Below are 20988 nucleotides of genomic sequence, written 5' to 3'. Positions count from 1 at the left end.
ACAGCATCTTACGAAAAAATATTTTGTGACGGGAGACGATTGGCGTTCTTTTGGCGTTACTTTTGCAGGTATCATCATCAATCAAATCCGGGTTATCGTTTTGCGGCGCCCGGACCTAAATCATCCCTATGCTGAAATCTTTTTTCGTGCTGTGCTCTGGCGCAGACCGCAAGTTGCTTGGCACTTGCTCGGAGGGCGAACAAACCAAGTTCGCCGGCATTGGCGCTACCGTTTTTTTCACGGCCGTCATGGCCTGGGTGGCTGCTTCTTACGCGCTGTACACCGTTTTTGACAATGTTTGGCCTGCGGTGTTCTTTGGTCTTATCTGGGGACTGCTGATTTTCAACCTCGACCGTTTTATTGTGTCGACCATCCGCAAACGCGACCGTTTTGGGCAGGAACTGCTTCAGGCGGCGCCGCGTGTGGTGTTGGCGGTCATCATTGCGATCGTTATCTCGAAACCGCTTGAGATCAAGATTTTTGAAAAAGAAATCAATACGGTGCTGCTGAAAGAAAAAAACGCGATGGCGCTGCGGAACAAGAAAGAAGTGTCGGATTATTTCAAGACCGACCTTGACCGGAACGAGTCGGATATCAAGCGCCTGAAGACCGAGATCGCGGATAAAGAGAAAGAAGTGAATACGTTGTACGACACCTATATTGCGGAAGCAGAGGGGCGTAAGGGCACACTGAAGATCGGGAAGGGACCGGTATTCAAAGAGAAAATCGCGAAGCACGACCTGGCCCGCACGGAACTCGATACGCTGCGAAAGGCGAACCTGGCGAAAATTGCGGCACTGGAAGCTAAAAATAAGGACGTGCAGGCCGACCTCGACAAAAAAATCGGCGATGGACAACCTGTAATCGAAGGGTTTGACGGTCTTATGGCGCGGATCAATGCGCTCGGATCGTTACCGCTGCTGCCGTCGTTGTTCATTATGTTGCTGTTCCTGGCGATCGAAACCGCGCCGATCATCGCAAAGTTGCTGTCGCCGAAGGGAGAATACGATTTCAAACTCGAAGACATCGAAACGGCCTTGCAGGCGACGTTGGCACAAGACAAGCACCAACGGCAACTGCTGGTGGCAACGAGCGCGGAAATGCACGACAGGGTGTACGCTGACATCGCCCAGGACAAAGGCCTGTTCGGATTGCAGCGCAGCAAGGCAAAAGAACTGCTGGAGTTGCAGGCGCACCGGTTTGTGGAGAAGCAGTGGGAGACGATGTAATACGATCCCAACTGAAAATAAAAATCCCAAATTCCAGTTTGTTTTATACCGGAATTTGGGATTCTTTTTTAGGGATATCTTAGAGGTACGCCAATATCTCCTTTTTCAGGTTGTCATATTCGCCTTGCAGGATGAGGCCGTTGTCAAGGAGTTTTTTGTAGTTCTGTAATTTCTCGAACAGCTCTTCTTTTGACAGTTCAGAGAGGCTGCGTTCGCCGCTGTGGCTTGCGGATGGTGGGACTGGTGTTTCGGCAATTGTGGCCGTTGTGGCCGGAAGTATCTCAGCGAAGTGGGTCACCTCTTCGGTTTCAGCTTCTTCGATTTCGGCGACGGGAGTGGCCACTGGTGCCGGTGCCGCTTCGACGGGTGCTGCCGCTGCCGGCTCGGAGCCCGTTTTCAGAATATCGAGTTGCTCTTTGGCGAAGGTGTAGATTTTACGCGCCTGTATTTTCGGCAGGTTATCGATGGAAATGACCAGTTCGGTATGGGTGGTGAAGGAGAATTCGGAGCCGAGGATACCTTCTTTCACGAAGGTCGTGTCGATATCGTCCCAGGTGTAATCGGTGAAGTCCATTGACAGGCCGAGATTCTTGGGTTTGCAGATGATGATTCGTTTGTTGGTCAGTACGATGCTGTCGGGGAACACCGTGAGCACCGGGTTTTTCTGCACCCCTATATAACCGATCTCTTCGCCGCGCATCAACAGGTCGTTGAGTTTGTGGGTCACTTTCTCGACCGCTTTTGGGTCTTGTTCTTCGTTGAGGAATTTCCGAATCTGTTCTTTCATGTTGTGGGCGTGTGGTTACGGCTGCAAAAATAACTCAATCGGCTGATTCGGCGATTTCCGCCTGCGCTTTTTTAGGTAAACTTTTCAGCACCAGTTCGTAGGAATGGTCGATGAGTGCGCGCACCATGCTATCGGGCACGTCGGCGTTGACGGCGACCGTATTCCAGTGGATTTTGCTCATATGGTAGCCGGGTTGTATGCCTTCGTATTCGGCGCGGAGCTCGGCTGCGCGGTCGGGGTCGCATTTGAGGTTGACGGCGGGGCTTCCCTTCTCCCACTCCGACAGTGAGGCGAGGGCGAACATTTTGCCACCCACTTTGAAGACGAGGGTGTCTTCGTCAAAGGGGAAATGTTCGGTGACGGCTTTCTTGGCGAGGCAATATTCGAAAAAGTGTTGTATATCCATAAGGGCTTACTGACATTCACAAAATGGTTTTGACGCGACCGATTCGTCGCGCTGGCGGTCGGCTTAGACCTCAAAGGTTTTTAAAACCTTTGAGGTCTAAAGGTAAAAACTGCGCGGGAGCCGTGGATACGGAAAAACCGCCTAAAATGTTAAATTATCAACTCTCGTTCTTTTGAAACCGATTCGTCGGGACATACGCTTCTGCGGCCCCGATGGCAGCAGAAAGGCCGAAACGGCAGCCGTGAGGTGGGGCCCGGCGGCGGCAGCGACCAACGGAAGCTCGACGGCGCGGATGCCACACCCGCGGATGGCGCGAGGACTTGACGCGAACAGCGGGGAATGTCCGCCCTACTGATTACTTCGTGGATAAACGCTTAAAGCGCGATGTCTTTTTCTACAAATCGGACGCCATACGTGGCCAGTTCGGCGAGTATTGGCTCGTAGACATCCGGGCGAAGGGGCAGTTGGACGCCGGGTGTGCGGATGGTGCCGTTCAGGATCATCAGTGCCGCGATGGCGACCGGAAGACCGACCGTTTTGGCCATGGCAGTGTAGGTGCGATCATCGCCTATAACGACCATTTGCGAATGCCGTTGGTGGTGCGTGCCGTTGCGTTCGTAGCCAATTTTGTGGTACATGACGATCATGTCTTTGTCAGACGGCCGGAGCGCCCACTTCTCTGCCAATACCGTTTCAAGCCATTGGGCAGGCGTTGCGTGCGGCAGTCCGGCCCTTTTGTCGTTGCTGAACAGTTCGAGTTCCTCGAGCTTGCGCCAGGAGTCGTCGTTGATGGTGAATTGGGCGCGGAGTTTCTCTTCTACGGATCGGGACGGATGATACGGCAGGAACAGGTTCAGGAACTCGCGATGCGTGAGGGTTTCTGAGTTGTCGACCGTATAGGTGTCGTCAGTCATGCCGAGTTGTACCAATACATCCCAGGCGGCGGAATAACCGGCCCGACGAACGGTGCCGCGTAAGAGCGTCTCGACTCCGTCAAGGCGATAGGCTTCGCGGTATTTCAACGAATCGCGGTTGGCGTAGACCTCGAAATCGCCATATCCTTCAATAGACAGCGGTAATGTGCGCCGGAAGAGCTGTTGGTAAGGGATGTATTTATAGCTGCCCTTCTCAAGGAACTTTGCCGCCCCGCCCTGTCCGGCCAATACGACGTTACGGGGTGCCCAGCTGAATTTGTATTTCCACAGGTTGTCATCAGATTCCGGAGCCACGAGTCCACCGCAATGCGATTCGAACGCCTTGATGCGGCCGCCTTCCGCCCGGATTTCATCGAGCAATTTCATGGCACTCATGTGGTCGATACCCGGATCGAGTCCGATTTCGTTCATGAATACGAGTCCACGTGCCGTAGCTTCTTCATCCAGCGCCAGCATCGCCTCACTCACATACGACGCCGTCACCATGTGTTTGCCGAAGGCGAGGCAATCGCGGGCTACGTCGACATGCATGTGCGCAGGCAGCATGGAAATGACGAGGTCCGCTTTCTGGATCTGCTCCTGGCGTTGGGCGGTGTCTGTCACGTCAAAGGCAATGGGCGTCGCATTGGGGTGTCCGCCCGTCTTAGCCGTGGCAAGAGCTTCCGACAGATCCCCGATTACCAGGTGTAGTTGTTCGGCTTCCGACCGTTCAAGAAGGTAACGAATGAGTGAAGAGGCGGAACGGCCGGCACCGATAATCAGGATGTGTCTCATGGCGGCAAAGGTAATGGGTCATGGGGTAATTTCCCAAACGGGTAATATGCCGTATCTTTAGCAAAAAAAAGATGCGTCGTAGCCTTATACTTATTGCCGCTGCATTCGGGGGCACTTCTATCATACTCGGAGCGTTTGGTGCGCATGCCCTTCGGAACCTCCTGACCCCTCCTTTTCTAAACGCTTTCGAGATCGGGGTGCGTTATCAGATGTACCACGCGCTTTTTTTGTTGTTCGTGGCCCTGGCCCCGGTTTCAGACAAGGCCCGGAAGGGTATCTCGGCGCTTACGTTACTGGGTGTAGTGCTTTTTAGCGGCTCGCTCTATTTACTCGCTTTGGATGAAGCCTGGAAGGTCGGTTTGTCGTTTTTGGGGCCTGTAACGCCTATTGGAGGATTCTTATTAATATGCGCATGGGCTTGGCTATTTCTCGATTTTGCCCGGAAAAAGTCATAAATTTTGCACATTACATAACATCATAACCGATATTGCGTACCTTTGCTGCGCAACAACAACTCGCAAAACACCTATTTTTATGGATACAAACGCCCTGTTTACGAAATCGATTTCGCTGGAAAGCCTTGGAATTACTGATGCCAGCGTCCGTTACCAGTTATCGCCGGATGAGCTACATGCCATCACGATTGCGTCGGGCGAGGGAGTCGAGTCGTCGACGGGTGCACTCGCCATCAATACCGGAGAGTTTACCGGACGTTCACCTAAAGACCGTTTCATCGTAAAAGATGCGATTACGGAGCAGGATGTATGGTGGGGCGATGTGAACATTCCTTTTTCTCCGGAAGCGTTCGACCGTTTATACGAAAAAGTAACCAAGTACCTTTCGGGTAAAGAGGTGTTTGTACGTGAAAGCTATGTATGCGCGGATCCGGCCTATCGGATGAATGTGCGCGTGGTGACGGAAACCGCGTGGTCGAATCTTTTCTGCTACAACATGTTCCTGCGTCCGGGCGAAAGCGAACTGGATGGATTTACGCCGGAATGGCACGTGGTGTGTGCACCCGGTTTCCAGGCGGACCCTGCGGTCGATGGAACGCGGCAGCCGAACTTCGCCATCCTGAACTTTACCCGCAAAATTGCGTTGGTAGGGGGCACGGGGTACACTGGCGAAATGAAAAAAGGCATTTTCTCTGCCCTGAATTTTATCCTTCCTACACAAAAGAATACGTTGCCGATGCACTGTAGTGCGAACGTGGGCGACGAACAGGATACCGCCTTGTTCTTCGGACTTTCCGGAACCGGTAAAACGACGCTATCGGCTGACCCGGGTCGCAAACTGATTGGCGACGACGAACACGGTTGGACGCCTGCTAACACCGTGTTTAACTTCGAAGGAGGTTGCTACGCGAAAGTGGTCAACCTGACCGAGGAAAACGAACCGGATATCTTCCGCGCTATCAAAAAAGGAGCCCTGCTTGAGAATGTAATTTTTAAGGACGGCACAAGCGAAGTGGACTATACCGACGTATCTATCACGCCGAACACACGGGTAAGCTATCCGATTTTCCATATCGACAATGTACAACCGGGTTCGGTTGGGAAGGACGTGCGGAATATCTTTTTCCTTACTGCGGATTCTTTTGGAATCCTGCCTCCTATCTCGAAATTGACGCCGGGACAGGCCGCTTACCACTTCATTTCAGGCTATACCGCGAAAGTAGCGGGAACCGAAGCAGGCGTCAACGAACCGCAACCGAACTTTTCAGCTTGTTTCGGTGCGCCGTTCATGCCGCTGCATCCGACGCGCTATGCCGAAATGCTGAGCGAGAAAATGAAGGCCAACGGCGTGAAAGTATGGCTGATCAACACCGGTTGGACAGGCGGCCCGTATGGCACTGGTAACCGGATGAAATTGAAATACACCCGCGCGATGATCACCGCCGCCCTCAAAGGTGAACTTGACCATGTGATTTACGCGAAACACAAAGTATTTGGCGTTGCCGTACCGCAATCGTGTCCGGAAGTTCCGGCTGACGTGCTGAATCCGCGCAACACCTGGACAGACAAATATCTATATGACGTGAAAGCGGTTGAGCTTGCCACGCGTTTCCGGCAGAACTTCGCCAAGTTTGAGGCGTTCGCCAATGAGGAAATACTGGCGGGCGGCCCGACGGCATAAGGTTGGTTATTGATTCGAAAAAAAGCTGTCAGGTGACAGCTTTTTTTGTGGGTAGTTGAGAACAAAAAAGACCCTCCTGAATGGATGGCCTTTTCTTATGTCTTATTAGATACTATTTTTCTTTGTTGACTTTCGCGATGTATTTGTCGAGTGCCATCGTCATAGACGGGGCTTCCGGCGCGGGCGCCATGATATCGACCCGGAGTCCGTGTTCGAGGGCTTCTTTCTGTGTGGTGCTTCCAAAAACCGCGATGCGGGTATTGTTTTGTTCGAAGTCAGGAAAGTTCTTGAACAACGACTTGATACCGGTCGGACTGAAAAACGCCAGGACATCGTAGTAAACGTCTGCGAGATCTGAAAGGTCGCTCATCACGGTTTTATAGAACGTAGCCTGCGTCCAGTCGACTTTCAGGTTGTTAAGTACCTGAGGCGCATCGGCGTTCAATTGATCGGACGCCGGCAAGAGGAACTTCTCGTCTTTATACTTCTTGATAAGCGGCGCGAGATCGGCGAAATCTTTCTGTCCGACATATATTTTCCGCTTGCGGTAGACCACATACTTCTGGAGGTAAAACGCAATCGCTTCTGACTGGCAGAAATACTTCAGGGTCTCTGGGATTTTATACCGCATCTCCTCTGCCACCCGAAAGAAATGGTCGACGGCATTCTTACTGGTCAGGATAATGGCGGTATAGTGGTTCAGGTCGATTTTCTGCAGCCGGACGTCTTTCGCGCTTACGCCCTCGACGTGGATGAAAGGCCGGAAATCGATCTTAACTTTGTGTTTCTGCTGGAGTTCGTGGTAAGGCGAATTATCCACTTTCGGCTCCGGCTGTGACACCAGGATAGTCTTCACTTTCATATACGGATGGTAACTCTGGATCCTAACTTTTTGTAAACCAGTAATACAAGAAATAATAGGGCGCAATTTCAAGTGCGCAAAGATACAAAATAAAATAAAACAAGTGAGACACTATCAGATTTTGATAAGTCTTCAATGAACTTAGATAAGTAATGCCGTTTATTGCAATTATTATAAACAAACAATGCATAAATCATAAATGAAGGCAATGCTTCGTGATAGAAGAGGACGGCGTCGATTGGAAGCAAAATCATCCCCAGATAGGTTCTGTAGCTAATTTTGTACAAATTGAACTGCTCCACAAACTCTTCAATATGGAACGAAGTGGCGATAATCTTCTCAATCAGGAACTTTGCCAGGATAAAAACCGACACAAAGGTCGAGATACGGATGAAGAGCATCCAGTCGTGCCGGTTGGCATACCCGAAGTGGTCCATGGCAAGTTGGATGAGGAAAGCGAATGAAATGACCTGCACCAGGAAAAGGGCAATCGTAAACCATCCGACCAACTGGCCACTGTCTCGGTATATCTTGATGTATTTGTCGGAAATAGCGAGCCGTGAAAACTCGAGGAACCGGTTCTCAAAGGCCACCCGCGTGACGGTCAGCAGGGCAAGCCCGACCACAAAGACGACCGTTGCCCAGTCGGCACTCATGGCCGCGCGTTCGTGAAGGGTAACATCCGTCATCATGGCGCAAAAATACTAATTTTTCGACGCTTCCATTTATTATCAATTAATTAAGGAAGCCTTGTCGGAAAAACAGTATTTTTGCCCGTAAACCTTGTAGAATGCACGATAGCATCGTCATCATTCCCACCTACAACGAGATTGATAACATTGAGGCCATTATTCGGGCCGTGTTCGCGCTTGAACAGCGTTTCGACATCCTGATCGTAGACGACAATTCTCCTGACGGAACTGCCGAGAAAGTGCGGGAACTGCAGTCGGTCTTCCCTGACCGCCTGTTTATGGAAAACCGCAAAGAGAAGTCGGGTCTCGGCACTGCGTATGTGCACGGATTCCGTTGGGCCATCCAGCACCAATACGCGTATATCTTCGAGATGGACGCCGATTTTTCCCATAACCCAAATGACTTGGAACGCCTATATAAGGCGTGCCATGAAGAGGGAGCGGATGTTGCGATTGGATCGCGTTACATCACGGGAGTCAACGTGGTCAACTGGCCACTCAACCGGGTGCTGATGTCGTATTTCGCTTCGGTTTATGTGCGAATGATAACGGGTGTCGAGATACGCGATGCAACGGCCGGATTCATGTGTTACCGTAGGGAGGTACTTGAGAAAATACGCCTGGAGCGGATCCGGTTCATCGGCTACGCCTTCCAGATCGAAATGAAATACCGGGCCTTTGCCGCCGGCTTCCGAATCACGGAAGTACCTATTATCTTTACAGACCGGGCGAAAGGACAATCGAAGATGAGCGGTTCAATCATAAAGGAAGCGATCGTCGGAGTCATCTCGCTACGGCTTCGTAAAATGTTCAGGAGATTGTAATGGAACGGATACTTATCAAAAATGCACGTCTCGTTAACGAAGGCACTGTCTTCGAAGGAGATCTTTTGGTGGAGGGTGCCTATATCGCCCAAATCGGACGTGATCTGTCGAAAGCTACCGCGAGGGTCATCGATGCAGGAGGAAATTACCTGCTGCCCGGACTTATCGACGACCAAGTGCATTTTCGCGAACCCGGACTCACCCACAAAGGTACCATCGGAACCGAATCGCGCGCGGCGGTGGCGGGGGGCATCACATCGTATATCGAACAGCCTAATACCGTGCCCAATGCGGTGACGCAGGAACGGTTGGCGGAAAAATACGCGATTGCGGCTGCCTCGTCGTTTGCCAATTACGGATTTATGATGGGTGGCACGAACGACAACCTTGAGGAAATCCTAAAGACCGATTTGCGGACGGTACCCGGACTCAAACTCTTCTTGGGTTCATCAACCGGAAATATGCTGGTCGACGACGAACAGGTGTTGGAACGCATCTTCCGCTCGACTCCGCTTCTCATTTCAACGCATTGCGAAGACGAAGCCACCATCCGACGGAACCTTGAGCAGTATAAAGAACAATACGGCGACGACATCCCGGTCAGTGCGCACCCGTTGATACGCAGCGCGGAAGCTTGCTACCTGTCGTCTTCCAAGGCGATCGAACTGGCTAAAAAAAACCGGCGCTCGCCTGCATATCTTCCACGTTTCGACCGGCATTGAAACGGAGCTGTTCCGCAACGATATTCCGTTAGCGGAGAAAAAAATTACGGCGGAAGTCTGTTTGCACCACCTGTGGTTCAGCGATGCCGACTACGCCACCAAAGGCAATTTCATCAAGTGGAACCCGGCCGTGAAAACCGCTGCTGACCGCGAGGCCATCTGGCAGGCTGTGCTGGATGACCGCATTGATGTGTTTGCCACCGACCATGCGCCGCACACGCTCGAAGAGAAAGCGAACCCATATTTGCAGGCACCGTCAGGCGGACCGCTGGTGCAGCATGCGCTGGTGGCCTGGTTTGAGACCCACTTCGACGGTAAAATCAGCCTTGAAAAAATCGTGCAGAAAGCGTGCCATAACCCGGCCCTTCTTTTCCAAATTGACAAACGCGGTTTCCTGCGCGAGGGCTACTTTGCCGACCTGGTGTTGGTAGACCCGAACGCTGCCTGGACGGTAGACCGTTCCAATCTTTTATATAAGTGTGGCTGGTCGCCTTTTGAGGGACAGCGTTTCCGGGCGTCGGTCACCCACACGTTGGTCAACGGACAAGTGGTTTATGAAAACGGCACCGTCCGTCCGGAAAGGGCCGCACAACGTTTAGCCTTCGACCGATGAAAAAATACCTTCTCATAGCCATAGCCGGACTGCTGCTTGCCGCCTGTCGCGATACCGCTTCGAAACCCAATCGCTTCATCGAAGAAGACAAGATGGCCACGATTCTCTATGACCTTTACGTAATCGAAGGCATCCGGCAGAGCAACCCATCGTCGTTTTTGGAGCGCCATCTCGAGCCGTCGGAGTATGTACTAAAGAAATATGGCGTAGACAGCTTGCAATTTGTAGAAAGCGACCACTGGTATGCCGCCGACACCGACCGGTATAAAAACCTGTATAAAAAGGTATTGGACAAAGTTCAGGAAGCCAAGAAGAAGAATGGCCCGGTAGCGCCCGCTCCTTCTACCGGTGCGACCCAGGCGACGGAAATCGAAAGACTCAAGGCCTTAAAAAGACGGGTACGTGAAGCTAATCGTGCTGCCAATAGCGCGCCGCCAAAAGAATAGCATCGGCGACCGGCCGAAAACGAAATCCGAACTGTGTTTCTATCTTTTCTGCGCTGATGGTTTCAGTGTGGTGGAGCGCCTCGGCCGACGCCCGTGACAATGCCCGCTTCTTTATACCCAAAAATGCCAATAAAGCATCGGCCCGCCAGGCCAACGACAAGAGCGTTCGCGACGCGCGTTTGTGGGGCGGTTTTACGCCCAGTGCCCGTGCCGTTTCAGTAGCCAGTTGCCGATAGGTATACGTACCGCCTGCCAGGATGAATTTTTCACCGTTGCAATCCGATTGCATCAATAGTCGCATCGCATCAACCACATCGGCCACATCGACCACGGCGGTCGTGCCTTCTGTGTAATAGGCCATTCCTTTGCTGACATTCGTGAATAGCGTTGCGGTGCCGGAATTTCGGTCGACCATAGGGCCGATGATGATCCCCGGGTTGACGACAACCGCTGGTAGCCCTTCCTGTACGCCCCGCCAGACTTCCATTTCGGCGCCGTATTTGGAGATGGCATAATCGCTGTGGTGGAGTTCCGGGTTCCATTCCGATAGTTCGGTGTTGACCGTTTCGCCTTCGCGCAGATCGCCGAGTGCGGCTATGGAACTCACGTGGCACAGTTTCCTCACCTGGTGGTGCAGGCAAAGGTTGACAATGTTGGCCGTTCCTTCTATATTGACTTTTCGCAGACGGGCTTCGTCTTGCGGTACAAACGAGATGAGGGCGGCGCAATGGTATACCTCATGGATGCCGACGAATGCTTCTTCAAGCGACGGGATATCGGTGATATCCGCCTGTTGCCACTGGGCGGCCGCGTAGAGCGACTCCTTTCCGTAAAAAGCGAACAACTGCCGCACGGCGTCGCGTTTGGCGGAGGACCGATAGAGCGCACGCACGGAATGCCCGTCTTCAAGAAGGCGGAGGAGTAGATGCGAACCAACGAGTCCGGTGGCACCGGTGATGAGAATCATGCCACAAAGGTAGTCTGAAAGTCCGAATTTTCAGTGCTATCCTAAGAGGGTGAAGCGGGACGGAAAGTACAAGCCCGCCGTACGATAAGGTGACGCTAAGAGGCGCGGACCCGGCGGGGCGTGAGGGATGGGCGCGACAGCGACGACGGCCGAAGGCTGGTGGCGCCGGCGGGCGGCAGCGACCGTAGGAAGCTGTCAGCAGCCGTGCAACACCGCCTGAGGCCGAGGGGCTATAGCAGACAGCCCGACGGCGCCTTATCCAGTTTGCAGTCGCAGTCGCAGGGCGCCGACACGCCAAAAAACTACACTCCCCATCCAACTACTCGAAAACCTACAAGGTTTCGAAAACCTTGTGCAGGTTGTAGACCGCACTAAACACTGCCTACTGCCACTGTCCACTGCCTACTGGTCGCCGACACGCCAAAAAAAAAGCCATCCGAAGACAGCTTTTATTCATTTTAGCGTGGGATTAATAATCCCGACGGTAACCACCGCCTCCGCCACCGCGGTTGAATCCACCACCGCCACCGCCGCGACGGTCGCCTTCAGGTTTTGGTTCTGACTTGTTGACCACAATTTGGCGGCCTCGCAGTTCATAGCCATTCAATTCCTCGATGGCTCTTTCGCCTTCGACATCATTCGGCATTTCCACAAAGCCAAAGCCTCTGCTTTTCCCGGTGAATTTGTCCTTGATGATCTTAGCAGAATCGACTGTACCATAGGCTTCAAAAACCTCTTGTAATTCTGCTTCCCCGGTACTAAACGGAAGACTTCCAACAAAAATATTCATAAGTAAAAAATTAGTATACGCCACAAAGATAGCGAATTAATCACGCGGCGGCCTGAAAAACGGTGTGTTTACGAAAAATTAAACTTGGAGAGCGTGAAGTCGAAGCGACTACCCTCGCCCACAACCGATTCTACGGTAATCGTACCGCCCATTCCTTCTACGAGTTTTTTGACGGTTGACAGGCCGATACCGGTGCCGCGCTGGCCAAAACGGTCTTCTGAAGCGACGACTTCGAAGATGCGGAAGATGCGGTCGATGGCGTCGGGGCGGATGCCGGATCCGTTGTCGGCGACGTAAAAATGGTAGTCGTCGGACGTTTCGAAAAAGCCCATAGACAGTTGGATAACAGGCTTGTCGTTGTATTTGATGGCGTTGGCGACCAGGTTGAGGAGGATTTGCTGTAGTGCCACCGGGTTGACGTAGATCTCGTCTCCGTCGATGTCATAGGTGACCTCGACCTCGCCTTTGGTGTTGAGCAGGTCGGTGGTTTTCTGCATGATATCCCGGACCCGAACCACGGATTGCGACGACGACAGTACGGCATCGGCCTTGCTGTGCGCGAGGATCCCGTCGACAAGGCGACGCAGGGTGTCGCTTGATTGGTCGAGCATTTTGAGCAGTTCCTGCGCGTTGTAGGGTAATGTCGCGCCGTAATCGGTCAATACGATCTGGGCCAGCGACGAAATGTTGGCGAGCGGCGATTTGATATCGTGGGCGGCTACTTGTGCGAAGCGTTCGAGTTCTTCGTTGTGCGTGCGAAGCTCGGCAGCCATTTTTTCGAGCAGGATTTTGCTTTTCCGCAACTCAAACAGGCTGACGACCTGGTGGGAGAGCGAGCGGAGTGCCTCGACTTGTTCGGGTGACAGGTCTTTGGGCGTATTGTCGATGACACAGAGCGTTCCGACCGGCAGTCCGTCGGGCGTTACCAGCGGCACGCCTGCGTAGAAAATCACCTGGGGCGGACCTGTTACCAACGGATTGTCTTCGAAACGGGGATCGCGACTGGCGTCATTTACGGTAAACACGTTCTTGGGCTCGAGGATGGCGTGCCCGCAAAAGGAAATTTCGCGTGGGGTTTCACTCCCGAGCGGTCCGACTTTCGACTTGAACCACTGGCGATTCTGGTCAATAAGGGTAATGGAGGAAATTGGGGTGCCGCAAATCTGCGAAGCGAGTTTCGTAATGTCGTCGTATTCGGCCTCGGGTAAGGTATCGAGAATGGAATACTCGTGCAAGGCATGAAGTCGTTCAGCCTCGTTTTGGGGAATTGGGGCGGTTTCCATGGCCTGTTTTATGCCAACAGGGGTCTGGCTTTATTGTTGCGTCAGCGGAACGTTGTAAAATACGCCTTGTTGGAAGTTCACATTAGCAGGTACGAGGTCAGAATCGCCCTCGTATTTTGCGTTGAACTTAAATTCACCCGAAATGATCCCTTTTGTAAAGAGACATTTGTTGATGGTTACTTCGACATTACCCGGATCTTCCAGTGTAGAATTCTGGCCGGTGTAGTAGCTGATAGCTGAACCTTGCTCGGTAAACTGATAAAACGCAGAGACGTCATCAAACTCATCGTTGCCGTCATCACCATCTGTGTCGCGGTATGTATAGGTAATCGGGTTGAATTGCGTAATTTCAGTAGGAGGCGTCGGAAAACGCAGGATAACCGATTCGAGTCCTCGATAGGCATTAACGTATGTATAGCCGTCAAGCGTATACGCGCTTGCTACATCCGCCTGCCAGACAAAATTATCCTTACGCCCCTGAAACCCGGGATCGTTGAATTTTACATCCGACTCACAGGAAACCAGGGCCGTAATCATAAGCAATAAAGCAAACACCTTTTTCATCCAGGACACAACTTAATTCGGTTGAAATGAATTTTTCGATTACAAAAATAGGTTTTAAAACGAAATACGCTAACGAAAATCCGTTTATTTGGGTTTTACCACAAATTTTAACGGGAATGTTATTGTGAAGTCGAAAGTGTGGAGTCGAAAGTCGAAAGCAAAAACCCGGATGGCGACGCCAGGTGCTTTCAAAATGTCGTGACATATGATGACCCTCCCTTTTGCGATTGATAGCTTTGTGTTGGTTATCATTTAGTCTTCCCTCTCGCTTTTCGACTTAAGACTTAAGACTTTCAACTTTCGACTTTTTACTTCCAATTACCCGTCAATCAAAAAAATACCTATATTTGCACCCTTATTTAACCGGGGTCGTGTACCCCACAATTAATCTAACAGATTATGCCTGTACGAATCAGACTTCAGAGACACGGTAAAAAAGGGAAACCTTTCTACTGGGTCGTGGCCGCCGACTCGCGGTCAAAAAGAGATGGTAAATACCTTGAAAAACTGGGTGTCTACAATCCAAACACCAATCCTGCCACTATCGACCTGAACCTCGATGCTGCCGTTCAATGGTTGCACAACGGGGCACAGCCAACCGATACGGCCCGTGCCATCCTGTCGTATAAAGGAGCACTTTTGAAGCACCACCTCGACGGTGGCGTAGCGAAAGGCGCCCTGACACAGGAAGCGGCAGACGCGAAACTCGCGAAATGGCTTGAAGAAAAAACAGCGAAGGTAGATGCGAAGAAAGCCGGTCTTTCCGATGCGAAAGCCGACGCAAGAGCAAAAGCACTGAAAGCGGAGCAGGAAGCAAATGAGAAACGCGCCGCTGCTGCCAAGCAGGCGGAAGCCGAACTGATTGCTGCTGCCCAGGCGGAAGAGGCTGCTGCCACTGCCGAAGAAGAAACAGTAGAAGCGGTTGCGGAAGAAGCACCAGCTGTCGAAGAAGCTCCGGCTGATGAGGCTCCTGCTGCTGAAGCAAGCGAAGAAACAGAAGCGTAACACCGGATCGCGTGCGCAAAGAAGAGTGTTTCTATTTGGGTCGCATTGCGAAAAAGTTCAGTTTCAAGGGCGAAGTATTGTGTTGGTTAGACACCGATGAGCCCGAGCGCTACGAAAATATGGAATCAGTGTTTGTCGAACAGGGCAAACATCTGGTTCCATTTTTTATTGAACAAAGCAGCCTGCACAAGAACGACCTCTTACGGGTGCGTTTCGAAGACGTCAAAACCGAGGCAGAAGCCGACGCCATTCTCGGCTCCGCACTCTACCTGCCGCTTTCCATGCTGCCGAAATTATCCGGCAACAAATTCTACTTCCATGAAGTCATCGGTTTTGAAATCGAAGATGTCACCCGCGGCGTCTTCGGCACTATCGAAGCCGTAAACGACACCACGGCCCAACCGCTATTCGAAGTGAAGAACGGCGAGGTCGAACTGCTCATCCCCCTCATCGATGCCTTCCTCGTCAAAATCGACCGGACAAAAAAACGCGTGGTGATGAACCTGCCAGCGGGGTTGATTGACATGTATCTTCCGAATTAACAATGCACAATGTACGATTAACAAGTGGAGCCTGGTGGCTCTTTTTTTGTTTTTAGGGGAAGCTATTCCGGCTTTTCGCTACAAGCTTTTTCCGAAACCGCTGCTTTTTCAGCTTCCGCGAACGGCTTCCGTTGGTCGCCGCCGCGACAAGCGAAAAAGTACGCGCTTCCGTTCAAAAGGCTTTTCGCTGCAATCCGGGCTAGGAGGGTCGGCAGTTTTCAGTCGCATTAGGAAGTGGGCGGTAAGCAGTAGGCGGTTGGCAGTCTCATTTGGTAGTAAAAATCGCAATTGCGAAAGACAACGTGAGTCACCGTCAATCGTATACCAATTTGACCATCGGCGTCTTCGTGCCTTCGTGGCGACAAACTATGGAAAGCCCAGCGCTTTCAAAACTTGCCCAACCCAGGCGAATGGACGACCTTTGCCCTAAACAACCTTACGATGCCGTTTCAATTCAAGCAATTCACTATTTCACAGGAAAAAGCAGCCATGAAAGTAGGCACCGACGGCGTGCTGCTCGGCACGTGGACTCCGGTCGACCACCGCCCACAGACGATCCTGGATATCGGAGCTGGCACCGGACTCATTGCCCTCATGCTGGCACAGCGCACCACAGCCGACCAAATCGACGCCCTCGAAATCGACGCCGACGCCTACGAAGAATGCGTCGCGAATTTCGAGAACTCACCCTGGAACGGCCGCCTGTTCTGCTACCATGCCAGCCTTGACGATTTCATGGACGAGTTGGAAGACGAAACGTACGACCTCATCGTCTCCAACCCGCCCTTCTACTCCTCCGGCTTCGGGTCGGGCGACGAGAAACGCGATACGGCCCGGCAAAACGCGGCGCTGCCATTCACCGACCTTTGTGAAGCGGCTTCCCTGCTGCTATCGGAGGACGGTGTGTTTTGCGTCGTTATCCCCTATGTCGAAGAACAGGCATTCGTAGCCACAGCCGTCGAAAATGACCTTTATCCCTTTCGTATCACAAGGGTCAAGGGCACGCCGACCACAGAGATCAAACGTTCCCTCCTCGCCTTTCGGTCTACACGCCCTAATGTGTTAATTGACGAGCTTATCATCGAAACGGCGCGTCACGAATATACCGCTGACTACATCGCATTGACCCAGGACTTTTTCCTAAAGATGTGATTGTATCTCTAACAAAAAGTGTGTTTCTGCAACATTTTGTTGGTTTTCGACTGACCTGATTTTTCGGGCGCTCGGCCCTCGGCTAAGCAATTGCGAATTTTTCGGGTTTCCGGACTATTTCACTACAAAAAATTAGGAATTTGTTATATGCGTTCGCTAATTTTGCGAAGCTCAAAAAAAGACAACGCATGAAACCCGATCTGTTCCAGGCTCCTGATTACTACCTTCTCGATGAATTGCTGACCGAAGAGCACAAATTAGTGCGCGACGCAGCCCGTGAGTGGGTCAAACGCGACGTATCTCCGATCATCGAAGACTACGCACAGCGCGCCGAATTTCCGACGCAAATCATCCAGGGATTGGCAGACATCGGGGCATTCGGCCCGTACATTCCGGAAGAATATGGTGGCGCCGGACTCGACCAGATTTCCTACGGACTCATCATGCAGGAAATCGAGCGGGGCGACTCGGGCGTGCGTTCCACCGCATCCGTACAATCCTCATTGGTAATGTATCCCATCTGGAAATACGGCAACGAAGAACAACGCCGTAAATACCTTCCAAAATTGGCTTCAGGCGAATGGATGGGCTGCTTCGGCCTCACCGAACCCGACTACGGATCGAACCCGGGCGGCATGGTCACCAACTTCAAGGATATGGGTGACCACTACCTCCTGAACGGCGCCAAAATGTGGATTTCGAACGCACCCTTCGCGCAAGTCGCTGTAGTGTGGGCCAAGAATGAAGAAGGCCGTATCCACGGTTTGATCGTCGAGCGCGGCATGGAAGGTTTCTCTACACCTGAAACCCATAACAAATGGTCGCTGCGGGCTTCGGCTACCGGTGAATTGATTTTTGACAACGTGAAGGTGCCGAAAGAGAACCTTCTTCCGAATAAATCCGGATTGGGCGCGCCGCTGGGCTGCCTCGATTCGGCCCGCTACGGCATTGCATGGGGCGCTATCGGTGCCGCTATGGATTGCTACGACACCGCGCTTCGCTACTCGCAAGAGCGCATCCAGTTCGATAAACCGATCGGGGCCACACAGCTCCAACAGAAGAAACTCGCCGAGATGATTACCGAGATCACAAAAGCGCAGCTTCTGACCTGGCGCCTTGGTGTGCTTCGCAACGAAGGCAAAGCTACAACGGCCCAGATTTCAATGGCAAAACGTAACAACGTGAACATGGCGATTGAAATCGCACGTGAGGCACGCCAAATACTCGGCGGCATGGGCATCACGGGTGAATACTCCATCATGCGCCACATGATGAACCTTGAATCGGTCATCACGTATGAAGGCACACACGACATCCACCTCCTGATAACCGGAATGGATATTACGGGCTTCGCGGCGTTTAAATAAGAACGCGTTTCCGGCTTCGAAAGGCGATTTTGGCGGCATTAACATCCGTCGAATCGATTCCTGCGTATATTTAGGCAATTACAGGGCTGCTCATCGACTCTGTTGAACAATTGCTATGAACACAACGTGCCGCCTTTTTCAGTTTCTAACGGCTTTCGTCGTAACGGTGCTATTGCTGGCCTGTTCGACCGACAATGCCGATACCACGGCCGGGATACCCGTCATTCCGGATCCGACAACACCTACGTCGCCAGAAACACCTACTTCTCCGAACCTGCGACAACTTCGGTATATGGCGCTTGGCGACAGTTATACCATCGGTGCCAGCGTCTGCGAAGCCTGCCGCTTCCCGGCACAACTGGAAGCCCGTCTCGAAACTGAGCTGGACGCCCCCTCTGACGTACAAACCGATATCATCGCCACGAGCGGATGGACCACCACCAATCTGCTGGCCGCAATCGCAGCCGACGCTCCTGAAGAAAATTACGATATGGTCACCTTACTGATTGGAGTGAACAACCAATACCAGGGCCGTCCTTTTTCCTTGTATGAAACCGAATTCCCCCAGTTGCTCGACCAAGCCATCCTGTTGGCGAAAGGTGACCCCGGTCGCGTAATTGTGGTGTCGATTCCCGATTACGCCTACACTCCTTACGGGCAGGGAAGTTCCAATCCGGCGGGTATTTCTGCGCAGATTGACCAATACAATACCTTCGCCATGAACCACGCAGCATCGAAGAATGTGCGTTTTGTAAATATTACGGATATCACCCGGGAAGGACTCTTTAGTACCTACCTCGTAGCTGCCGATGGTTTGCATCCATCGCAACAGGCCTACGCCCGGTTCGTTGAGCGACTATTGCCTCCTGCACTGGAAATTCTACAGTAAAACCATCCTTATGCTTCCGGCGCCAGTTCAATGGCCAGTCCGTCGATTTCAGGCGTGATAGGGATCTGGCAACCCAAACGACTGTTGTCTCTTACATTAAAAGCCTCTGACAACATCGCCTCTTCATCATCATTTCGTTCCGGGAGTGGCACGTCGTTCAGCACATAGCACTGGCACGACGCACACATCGCCATACCGCCGCAGATACCGATCGTACCTTCCGGCGCCAGTTCATACATCCGAACGATTTCCATAACGTTCAGGTTCATATCGGTGGGCGCCTCTACTTTGTGGGTGTTGCCGTCGCGGTCGGTGATGGAGAGAAGTATGTCCATGGTGTAAGTCGTCAGTGGTCAGTAGTCGGTGATCAGTGGTTCGGAGTTGGTGGTTTTACGTAGCTACAAAGTTACTGTTTTGACTGGATAGACCTTACCAAAGCGTGTAACATCCGGCTAATTTCCGCATTTTGGTTCAGGAGAAATTGCGTCTGCTCCTTTGCTACATAACCCAACCGTTCAGCCAGATAGGTCATCGATCGGACTTCACTACAGGAACCTAATGAAATACGTAAAAATCGAACAAACTCCTTCGAAGTTTTTCGCTCAAAACCCTCGGCAATATTGTTAGAAATGGATACTGAAGCGCGAAAAATCTGGTCTCGAAACCTAAAATCGCTAACCTCTGAAAATCTGTTATAAATCAAAACGGCGAAATCCTGTGACTTCTGCCATACCGTCAAGTCTTCGAATTTTTGCACCGACATCGCCTCCAATTAGGAAGCCAAATGTAGGTGAGTTTGTAAAGAGCCGGATACGGAAAAACCGCAAAAAAATGAACAAACAGTAAACGCTGAACCCAACTTCGGACCACCGCCTACTGACCACCGACTACTGACCACTATTCTATCGCCTTCACCACCGCCTTCTCCGCTTCTTTTCGAGTGCCGTCGAAGCCGTCGACACCTGATACGGTCGTGTATTTCAGGACGTATTTCTTACCGGGGTTCATACGGCCGTAAACGCTTTGACACATCAGGGTGGCTTCATGGAAACCACATAAAATCAGTTTCAATTTGCCAGGGTAGGTATTCACGTCACCAATGGCGTAAATGCCGGGTATGTTGGTTTGGTAATCGAGGGCATTGTTGACTTTGATCGCATTCTTCTCGATCTCGAGCCCCCAGTCGGCAATCGGACCGAGTTTGGGCGACAAGCCGAATAACGGAATGAGGTGGTCACACTCAATGCGTTCAAGAATACCGTCACGTTCGATATCAATGGCTTCCAGGTGGCCGTTGCCGTGAAGGCTTTTCACTTCGGCGGGCGTGATCAGGTTGATCTTGCCGAGGTTCTTCAGTTCCTGTACTTTCTCGACCGAATCAAGCGCGCCACGGAACTCGTTACGCCGGTGGATCAGCGTCACCTCATCGGCCACATCCGACAAAAAGATGCTCCAGTCGAGCGCTGAATCGCCGCCACCCGCAATCACGATGCGCTTGCCGCGGAACTTCTCGGGATCACGTACGAAATACTCGACACCTCTTTCTTCATATAGGGCTATCCCTTGGATTTCAGGTTTCCGGGGCTCAAAACTGCCCAGTCCGCCGGCAATGGCAATGGAATTACACTTCACCTTCGTGCCGCGATCTGTCGTGACGATGAAGGTGCCGTCTTCGAGCTTGTCGATCGTTTCGGCGCGTTCTCCAAGCGTAAAGCCCGGCTGGAATTGCTTGATCTGTTCCATTAGGTTGTTGACCAGATCACCGGCCAACACTTCCGGAAAACCGGGGATGTCGAAAATGGGTTTCTTCGGATACAATTCCGCCAACTGCCCACCCGGCTGCGGAAGGGCGTCGATGATATGGCAACGGAGCTTCAGGAGTCCGGCTTCAAAAACGGCGAAGAGTCCGGTTGGGCCCGCGCCAATAATCAATATATCGGTTGTAATCATGGGATACAGCTACAAATGCGATTCCAAAACTACGGCAGGCCTGCCGCAGCGTT

Annotated in this window: 22 protein-coding genes and 2 pseudogenes; 11 read left to right on the top strand and 13 right to left on the bottom strand. The window is 52.0% G+C overall.

From position 1 onward, the window contains the following. The first annotated feature begins 128 nt into the window (after positions 1-128). Positions 129-1229, top strand: a complete 1101-nt coding sequence (locus MKO97_RS04835; RefSeq protein WP_241104939.1) for a DUF4407 domain-containing protein — start codon at positions 129-131, stop codon at positions 1227-1229. 79 nt (positions 1230-1308) lie between these two features. On the opposite strand, the gene MKO97_RS04830 is transcribed toward MKO97_RS04835, so the two are convergent. The 3 genes from MKO97_RS04830 to MKO97_RS04820 all read right to left on the bottom strand — a co-directional run bounded on the left by MKO97_RS04830 (position 1309) and on the right by MKO97_RS04820 (position 4131). Beyond that, positions 1309-2016 carry a PH domain-containing protein gene (locus tag MKO97_RS04830; RefSeq protein WP_241104938.1) on the bottom strand — a complete coding sequence of 236 codons (708 nt, stop codon included), beginning with the start codon at positions 2014-2016 and terminating at the stop codon, positions 1309-1311. Positions 2017-2050: 34 nt separating this feature from the next. Further along, positions 2051-2422 carry an MmcQ/YjbR family DNA-binding protein gene (locus MKO97_RS04825; RefSeq protein ID WP_241104937.1) on the bottom strand — a complete coding sequence of 124 codons (372 nt, stop codon included), beginning with the start codon at positions 2420-2422 and terminating at the stop codon, positions 2051-2053. 374 nt (positions 2423-2796) lie between these two features. Continuing rightward, positions 2797-4131 carry a saccharopine dehydrogenase family protein gene (locus MKO97_RS04820; protein ID WP_241104936.1) on the bottom strand — a complete coding sequence of 445 codons (1335 nt, stop codon included), beginning with the start codon at positions 4129-4131 and terminating at the stop codon, positions 2797-2799. Between the two features lie 71 nt (positions 4132-4202). On the opposite strand from MKO97_RS04820, the gene MKO97_RS04815 reads away from it, so the two are divergent. Then, positions 4203-4586, top strand: coding sequence for a DUF423 domain-containing protein (locus MKO97_RS04815; protein ID WP_241104935.1), 384 nt, complete (start codon positions 4203-4205; stop codon positions 4584-4586). Between the two features lie 79 nt (positions 4587-4665). Beyond that, the gene (gene pckA, locus MKO97_RS04810) at positions 4666-6267 is read left to right on the top strand and encodes a phosphoenolpyruvate carboxykinase (ATP) (RefSeq protein ID WP_241104934.1); all 1602 of its coding nucleotides are present in this window, start codon (positions 4666-4668) and stop codon (positions 6265-6267) included. Positions 6268-6379: 112 nt separating this feature from the next. On the opposite strand, the gene MKO97_RS04805 is transcribed toward pckA, so the two are convergent. From MKO97_RS04805 to MKO97_RS15055, 3 genes and pseudogenes are all read right to left on the bottom strand, one after another. Continuing rightward, the gene (locus MKO97_RS04805) at positions 6380-7129 is read right to left on the bottom strand and encodes a uroporphyrinogen-III synthase (RefSeq protein WP_241104933.1); all 750 of its coding nucleotides are present in this window, start codon (positions 7127-7129) and stop codon (positions 6380-6382) included. A gap of 22 nt (positions 7130-7151) precedes the next feature. Further along, on the bottom strand, positions 7152-7319 hold the full coding sequence (locus tag MKO97_RS15060; RefSeq protein WP_256463650.1) for a DUF4271 domain-containing protein: 168 nt from the start codon (positions 7317-7319) through the stop codon (positions 7152-7154). A gap of 58 nt (positions 7320-7377) precedes the next feature. Then, positions 7378-7785 (bottom strand): annotated as a pseudogene (locus MKO97_RS15055) (DUF4271 domain-containing protein); the annotation flags it as partial. 134 nt (positions 7786-7919) lie between these two features. Between MKO97_RS15055 and MKO97_RS04795 the strand changes: the two are divergent. The 3 genes and pseudogenes from MKO97_RS04795 (at position 7920) to MKO97_RS04785 (ending at position 10426) form a co-directional block, all read left to right on the top strand. After that, the gene (locus MKO97_RS04795) at positions 7920-8645 is read left to right on the top strand and encodes a polyprenol monophosphomannose synthase (protein ID WP_241104932.1); all 726 of its coding nucleotides are present in this window, start codon (positions 7920-7922) and stop codon (positions 8643-8645) included. Beyond that, positions 8645-9980 (top strand): annotated as a pseudogene (locus MKO97_RS04790) (dihydroorotase). The gene MKO97_RS04795 and the pseudogene MKO97_RS04790 overlap by 1 nt, the downstream one beginning before the upstream one ends. Continuing rightward, positions 9977-10426, top strand: coding sequence for a DUF4296 domain-containing protein (locus tag MKO97_RS04785; RefSeq protein WP_241104931.1), 450 nt, complete (start codon positions 9977-9979; stop codon positions 10424-10426). The pseudogene MKO97_RS04790 and the gene MKO97_RS04785 overlap by 4 nt, the downstream one beginning before the upstream one ends. Here the strand turns inward: MKO97_RS04785 and MKO97_RS04780 are convergent. The 4 genes from MKO97_RS04780 to MKO97_RS04765 all read right to left on the bottom strand — a co-directional run bounded on the left by MKO97_RS04780 (position 10389) and on the right by MKO97_RS04765 (position 14030). Beyond that, complete coding sequence (locus tag MKO97_RS04780) at positions 10389-11393, bottom strand: NAD-dependent epimerase/dehydratase family protein (RefSeq protein WP_241104930.1); 1005 nt, start codon at positions 11391-11393, stop codon at positions 10389-10391. The two genes, MKO97_RS04785 and MKO97_RS04780, sit on opposite strands and share 38 nt — an antisense overlap. 469 nt (positions 11394-11862) lie before the next feature. Further along, positions 11863-12183 (bottom strand): RNA-binding protein, encoded by a 321-nt coding sequence (locus tag MKO97_RS04775; RefSeq protein WP_241104929.1) that lies wholly within the window; start codon positions 12181-12183, stop codon positions 11863-11865. 68 nt (positions 12184-12251) lie between these two features. Beyond that, positions 12252-13466, bottom strand: a complete 1215-nt coding sequence (locus MKO97_RS04770) for an ATP-binding protein (protein ID WP_241104928.1) — start codon at positions 13464-13466, stop codon at positions 12252-12254. 30 nt (positions 13467-13496) lie between these two features. Beyond that, positions 13497-14030, bottom strand: a complete 534-nt coding sequence (locus tag MKO97_RS04765) for a DUF6252 family protein (RefSeq protein ID WP_241104927.1) — start codon at positions 14028-14030, stop codon at positions 13497-13499. Positions 14031-14429: 399 nt separating this feature from the next. Here MKO97_RS04765 and MKO97_RS04760 point away from each other — a divergent pair, with 399 nt between their 5' ends. The 5 genes from MKO97_RS04760 to MKO97_RS04740 all read left to right on the top strand — a co-directional run bounded on the left by MKO97_RS04760 (position 14430) and on the right by MKO97_RS04740 (position 18985). Beyond that, entirely contained in the window at positions 14430-15035 is a 606-nt protein-coding gene (locus MKO97_RS04760) for a 30S ribosomal protein S16 (RefSeq protein WP_241104926.1), read from the top strand. Between the two features lie 11 nt (positions 15036-15046). Next, entirely contained in the window at positions 15047-15577 is a 531-nt protein-coding gene (rimM, locus tag MKO97_RS04755; protein WP_241104925.1) for a ribosome maturation factor RimM, read from the top strand. Positions 15578-16018: 441 nt separating this feature from the next. Then, complete coding sequence (locus MKO97_RS04750) at positions 16019-16729, top strand: tRNA1(Val) (adenine(37)-N6)-methyltransferase (RefSeq protein WP_241104924.1); 711 nt, start codon at positions 16019-16021, stop codon at positions 16727-16729. Between the two features lie 188 nt (positions 16730-16917). Next, entirely contained in the window at positions 16918-18096 is a 1179-nt protein-coding gene (locus tag MKO97_RS04745; protein WP_241104923.1) for an acyl-CoA dehydrogenase family protein, read from the top strand. A gap of 115 nt (positions 18097-18211) precedes the next feature. Then, positions 18212-18985 carry an SGNH/GDSL hydrolase family protein gene (locus MKO97_RS04740; protein WP_241104922.1) on the top strand — a complete coding sequence of 258 codons (774 nt, stop codon included), beginning with the start codon at positions 18212-18214 and terminating at the stop codon, positions 18983-18985. A gap of 8 nt (positions 18986-18993) precedes the next feature. On the opposite strand, the gene MKO97_RS04735 is transcribed toward MKO97_RS04740, so the two are convergent. The 3 genes from MKO97_RS04735 to MKO97_RS04725 form a co-directional block, all read right to left on the bottom strand. Then, entirely contained in the window at positions 18994-19320 is a 327-nt protein-coding gene (locus MKO97_RS04735; RefSeq protein ID WP_241104921.1) for a 2Fe-2S iron-sulfur cluster-binding protein, read from the bottom strand. A 71-nt stretch (positions 19321-19391) separates the two neighbouring features. After that, a complete protein-coding gene (locus MKO97_RS04730; RefSeq protein ID WP_241104920.1) occupies positions 19392-19748 on the bottom strand; it encodes a four helix bundle protein in 357 nt (118 codons plus the stop codon). A gap of 134 nt (positions 19749-19882) precedes the next feature. Next, positions 19883-20935 carry an NAD(P)/FAD-dependent oxidoreductase gene (locus tag MKO97_RS04725; protein ID WP_241104919.1) on the bottom strand — a complete coding sequence of 351 codons (1053 nt, stop codon included), beginning with the start codon at positions 20933-20935 and terminating at the stop codon, positions 19883-19885. Positions 20936-20988 lie beyond the last annotated feature (53 nt).

This window comes from Flavobacterium sp. HJ-32-4, from assembly GCF_022532105.1.
Lineage (GTDB): Bacteria > Bacteroidota > Bacteroidia > Flavobacteriales > Flavobacteriaceae > Flavobacterium.
This window is presented reverse-complemented; position numbering and strand designations above follow the sequence as displayed.

Coding starts and splice junctions, on each gene's coding strand:
- MKO97_RS04835 (WP_241104939.1), top strand. CDS start 129: ATGCTGAAATCTTTTTTCGTGCTGTGCTCTGGCGCAGACCGCAAGTTG.
- MKO97_RS04830 (WP_241104938.1), bottom strand. CDS start 2,016: ATGAAAGAACAGATTCGGAAATTCCTCAACGAAGAACAAGACCCAAAA.
- MKO97_RS04825 (WP_241104937.1), bottom strand. CDS start 2,422: ATGGATATACAACACTTTTTCGAATATTGCCTCGCCAAGAAAGCCGTC.
- MKO97_RS04820 (WP_241104936.1), bottom strand. CDS start 4,131: ATGAGACACATCCTGATTATCGGTGCCGGCCGTTCCGCCTCTTCACTC.
- MKO97_RS04815 (WP_241104935.1), top strand. CDS start 4,203: ATGCGTCGTAGCCTTATACTTATTGCCGCTGCATTCGGGGGCACTTCT.
- pckA (WP_241104934.1), top strand. CDS start 4,666: ATGGATACAAACGCCCTGTTTACGAAATCGATTTCGCTGGAAAGCCTT.
- MKO97_RS04805 (WP_241104933.1), bottom strand. CDS start 7,129: ATGAAAGTGAAGACTATCCTGGTGTCACAGCCGGAGCCGAAAGTGGAT.
- MKO97_RS15060 (WP_256463650.1), bottom strand. CDS start 7,319: ATGCATTGTTTGTTTATAATAATTGCAATAAACGGCATTACTTATCTA.
- MKO97_RS04795 (WP_241104932.1), top strand. CDS start 7,920: ATGCACGATAGCATCGTCATCATTCCCACCTACAACGAGATTGATAAC.
- MKO97_RS04785 (WP_241104931.1), top strand. CDS start 9,977: ATGAAAAAATACCTTCTCATAGCCATAGCCGGACTGCTGCTTGCCGCC.
- MKO97_RS04780 (WP_241104930.1), bottom strand. CDS start 11,393: ATGATTCTCATCACCGGTGCCACCGGACTCGTTGGTTCGCATCTACTC.
- MKO97_RS04775 (WP_241104929.1), bottom strand. CDS start 12,183: ATGAATATTTTTGTTGGAAGTCTTCCGTTTAGTACCGGGGAAGCAGAA.
- MKO97_RS04770 (WP_241104928.1), bottom strand. CDS start 13,466: ATGGAAACCGCCCCAATTCCCCAAAACGAGGCTGAACGACTTCATGCC.
- MKO97_RS04765 (WP_241104927.1), bottom strand. CDS start 14,030: ATGAAAAAGGTGTTTGCTTTATTGCTTATGATTACGGCCCTGGTTTCC.
- MKO97_RS04760 (WP_241104926.1), top strand. CDS start 14,430: ATGCCTGTACGAATCAGACTTCAGAGACACGGTAAAAAAGGGAAACCT.
- MKO97_RS04750 (WP_241104924.1), top strand. CDS start 16,019: ATGCCGTTTCAATTCAAGCAATTCACTATTTCACAGGAAAAAGCAGCC.
- MKO97_RS04745 (WP_241104923.1), top strand. CDS start 16,918: ATGAAACCCGATCTGTTCCAGGCTCCTGATTACTACCTTCTCGATGAA.
- MKO97_RS04740 (WP_241104922.1), top strand. CDS start 18,212: ATGAACACAACGTGCCGCCTTTTTCAGTTTCTAACGGCTTTCGTCGTA.
- MKO97_RS04735 (WP_241104921.1), bottom strand. CDS start 19,320: ATGGACATACTTCTCTCCATCACCGACCGCGACGGCAACACCCACAAA.
- MKO97_RS04730 (WP_241104920.1), bottom strand. CDS start 19,748: ATGTCGGTGCAAAAATTCGAAGACTTGACGGTATGGCAGAAGTCACAG.
- MKO97_RS04725 (WP_241104919.1), bottom strand. CDS start 20,935: ATGATTACAACCGATATATTGATTATTGGCGCGGGCCCAACCGGACTC.